Here is a 3,967-nt window from a genome sequence, read left to right on the forward strand (position 1 = left end):
CCGTCCCCGCAGGCCCCGCCGTCCGGACATCCGGCCCCGCGTCCCGTCCAGCCACCGGCGGCACCCGCGAGGCCGGCCCCGCACGCACCGGCCCCGCACGCACCGGCCGGAGCCGCGGTGACGACGCGGTCGCCCGCCGCTCCCCCGGCGACCGCCTCCCCGACCACCGGAGGGCAGGGCTCGTCCGGCCCGTCCCGGCCGAGCGGCCGGAGCGGCGCGGGCTCCGCGTCCGGTCCCTCCACGTCCGGTCCCTCCGCGTCCAGCGGGTCCGGGACCGTGGGGTCCGGGCGGACGGCGTCGCGCGGCGGCACCCGCGGCACCGGCTCCAGCGGGTCCACCAGGCGCGGGATGCTCGGCGCCGGGCTGGTGGAGGTGCCGCCCGTCCCGGCCCGCGACCCGGCCTCGGCGATCATGGAGACGCCCGAGGTGCCGGAGAACCGGCGCTACTGCAGCCGGTGCGACGAGAAGGTCGGGCGGAGCCGGGGCGGCCGCCCCGGCCGGACCGAGGGCTTCTGCCGCAACTGCGGGCACCCGTTCTCGTTCACGCCGAAGCTCCACCCCGGCGAGATGATCGGCGGGCAGTACGAGGTGCTCGGCTGCCTGGCGCACGGCGGCCTCGGCTGGGTGTACCTGGCCCGCGACCACAACGTGAGCGAGCGCTGGGTGGTGCTCAAGGGGCTGCTGGACACCGGGAACGCCGACTCGCTGGCCGCCGCGACCGCCGAGCGCGCGTTCCTCGCCGAGGTCGAGCACCCCAACATCGTCAAGATCTACAACTTCGTGCGGCACGGCGACTCCGGCTACATCGTGATGGAGTACGTCGGCGGCCGGTCGCTGAAGGACATCCTGCTCGGCCTCCGCCGCGACCACGGCGACGAGGCGGCGCTGCCGCTGCCGCAGGTCATCGCGTACGGGCTGGAGGTGCTGAGCGCGCTCGGCTACCTGCACGGCGTCGGGCTGCTGTACTGCGACTTCAAGCCGGACAACGCCATCCAGTCCGAGGAGCAGCTCAAGCTGATCGACCTCGGCGGGGTGCGCCGCGCGTTCGACGTGGACAGCCCGATCTTCGGCACCCCCGGCTACCAGGCGCCCGAGATCGGCTCGCAGGGCCCGTCGATCACGTCCGACCTGTACACGGTGGGCCGGACGCTGGCGGTGCTGAGCTTTCCGTTCCGCGGCTACACCGGGCGGCATCTGCGCAGCCTGCCGCCCCGCGACGAGGTCCCGCTGTTCCAGCGGCACGAGTCCTACCACCGGCTGCTGCGCCGCGCGACGCACCCGGACCCGGCCCGCCGCTTCCAGAGCGCCGCGGAGATGGCCGAGCAGCTCACCGGCGTGCTGCGCGAGGTCCTGTCGGCCGAGGACGGGCGGCCGCGGCCAGCGCCGTCCCCGCTGTTCGGCGCCGGGCAGCACACCGCGGGCGCCGAGATCGCCGCGCTGGCCGACCGGGACGGCGCCGCGCCCCCGCCGATCCTCGCGCCGCTGGAGCCGTCCGCCGCCGCGGCCGCGCTGCCCGTCCCGCTCGTGTACGGGTCGGACCCGGCCGCCGCGTTCCTGACCGGGCTCACCGCCCGCGACCCCGCTGACCTGGCCGCCGCGCTGAGCGCCGCGCCGGTCCCGTCGCGGGAGGTCCGCCTCGCGCTGGCCCGCGTCCGGATCGAGATGGACGACCTGGACGGCGCAAGGCGGCTCCTGGAGGAGATCGCCGCCGAGGCCCCCGACGACTGGCGCGTCGACTGGTACCGCGGCGTCCGGGCCCTGGCGGGCGGGCGCGTAGCGGAGGCCGTGGCCGTCTTCAACGACCTGTACGACCTCGCGCCGGGTGAGCAGGCGCCCAAGCTGGCGCTCGCGTTCTGCCACGAGATCCGGGGCGACATGGCGCAGGCCGCCCGCTTCTACGAGACGGTCTGGCGCACCGACCCCACCCACGTGAGCGCCGCGTTCGGCCTGGCCCGCGCCCGCCTCGCCGCGGGCGACCGCCAGGCGGCCGAACAGGTGCTGGACTCGGTCCCGCGCGTCTCCAGCGACTACCTCGCCGCGCAGCTCGCGGCCGTCACCACCGCCGTCCGCGGCCGCCGCCCGGCCGAGCTGGACGCCGGCACGCTGGTCGAGGCCGGGCGGCGCCTCGCGTCCCTGCGCCTCGACACCGAGCGCGCCGCCGCGTTCGCCGCCGAGGTCCTGGAGGCCGCCCTCGGCTGGGTCCGCACCGGCCGGGCGCCGGCGCCGGGCGGCTCCCGCCCCCGGATCCTCGGCACCGAACTCGACGAGGCGTCCCTCCGGGCGAAGCTGGAGGAGACCTACCGCGTCCTCGCCAAGCTCGCCGACGGCGCGGCGCACCGGCACGCGATGGTCAGACGGGCCAACGCGGTACGCCCGAGGACGCTGTTCTGACGATGGCCGCGGACCAGGAACTCCACGCCGGGCCGTGCCGCCCCCGCGGCGGGCCCGGCCACGAACACGCGCCGCCGGACACGAGCAGGGAGCCGGGCAGATGAGCATATTTCCCGAGTTCACGATCCGCGTGGACCAGAATCCCTACCTCCCGGAGGGCGGACGGGAGGTGCACGCGATCGTGACCGTGGAGGCGCGCTCGTCCGGCGCCGCCGGACCGGGCGGCGGCCGGGCGCCCGCCGCGGAGGTCATCATCATCGACACCTCGGGATCGATGTCCTACCGGGGGAAGATGGCCGCCGCGAAGCGGGCCGCGCGGGCGGCGGTGCACGTGCTGCGCGACGGGGTCCGCTTCGCCGTGGTCGCGGGCGCCAACCAGCCCCGGATGATCTACCCGCAGGGGGAGCGGCTCGCCGAGGCGAACGAGACGTCCCGGCGGAGCGCCGCGCAGGCCGTGTCGCGGCTGGAGGCGGCGGGCGGGACGGCGATCGGGTCGTGGCTGCGGCTCGCCGAGCGGCTGTTCACCGGCTACGACGACGCCGTCAAGCACGCGATCCTGCTGACCGACGGCAAGAACCAGCACGAGTCGGAGGAGGAGCTGGACGCGGCGCTCCGGCAGTGCGCGGGCCGTTTCCAGTGCGACGCGCGCGGGGTCGGCACCGACTGGGAGGTCGCCGAGGTCCGCAGGATCACCTCGGCGCTGCTGGGCGGCTTCCTGGACGTCCCCGACCCGGCGGACCTGGAGGCCGACTTCCTCGCGATGACGCAGGCCGCGATGAGCAAGGAGGTCGCGGACGTGGCGCTGCGCGTGTGGACGCCGCAGCTGGCGGAACTGCGCTTCGTCAAGCAGATGGTGCCGACCGTGGACGACCTTACCGGCAGGCGGGTCGAGTGCGGGACGCAGATCGGCGACTACCCGCTGGGTGCCTGGGGGAGCGAGACCCGCGAGTACCACCTGTGCGTCGAGGTGCGGCCCGGTGACGTCGGACGGCAGATGCGGGCCGCGTGGGTGAAGGTCATGGCCGGCGAGCAGGCCCTCGCGTCCGGGAACGTCCTGGCCGAGTGGACCGACGACGAGGCCAGGGCGACGCTGATGAACGAGCGGGTCACGATCCACACCGGGCAGTCGGAGCTGGCCGAGGCGATCCAGGAGGGCCTGGAGGCGAGGCGGCTGGGCGACGCGGACACCGCGACCGCCAGGCTCGGCCGAGCGGTGGTGCTGGCGCGGGAGGTCGGCAACGAGCAGATCTCCGGCCTGTTGGACCGGATCGTCGACGTCGTCGACCCGGTGCGGGGGACGGTCCGGCTGAAGCGCGAGGTGTCGAAGGCGGACGAGATGTCGCTCGACACACGGTCCGTCCGGACCGTGCGGACCCGGCACGGCGACGTGGCTGGGGGAGGCTGAGGCCCATGCCGGTCTGCCCCAGCGGGCACACATCCGAGGCCGCCGACTACTGCGACGTGTGCGGCGACCTCATGGACGGCGCGCCGCGCGCCGAGTTCGCCCGGCCCGCGCCCGCCCCGGACCGCGCGCCCGCGGCGGCGGCCGCGACGGGCGGGGAAACGGGCGGGGAAG

General features: G+C 75.9%; 2 protein-coding genes. Both read left to right on the forward strand.

Going from position 1 to position 3,967, the window contains the following annotated elements; translation table 11 throughout:
- The first annotated feature begins 117 nt into the window (after window positions 1–117).
- On the forward strand, window positions 118–2,391 hold the full coding sequence (locus E1289_RS36675; RefSeq protein WP_207929403.1) for a serine/threonine-protein kinase: 2,274 nt from the start codon (window positions 118–120) through the stop codon (window positions 2,389–2,391).
- Window positions 2,392–2,491: 100 nt separating this feature from the next.
- Window positions 2,492–3,796 carry a VWA domain-containing protein gene (locus tag E1289_RS36680; protein ID WP_131988642.1) on the forward strand — a complete coding sequence of 435 codons (1,305 nt, stop codon included), beginning with the start codon at window positions 2,492–2,494 and terminating at the stop codon, window positions 3,794–3,796.
- The last annotated feature ends 171 nt before the right edge of the window (window positions 3,797–3,967 follow it).

The sequence above is a fragment of the Actinomadura sp. 6K520 genome, assembly GCF_004349245.1.
Classification (GTDB): domain Bacteria; phylum Actinomycetota; class Actinomycetes; order Streptosporangiales; family Streptosporangiaceae; genus Spirillospora.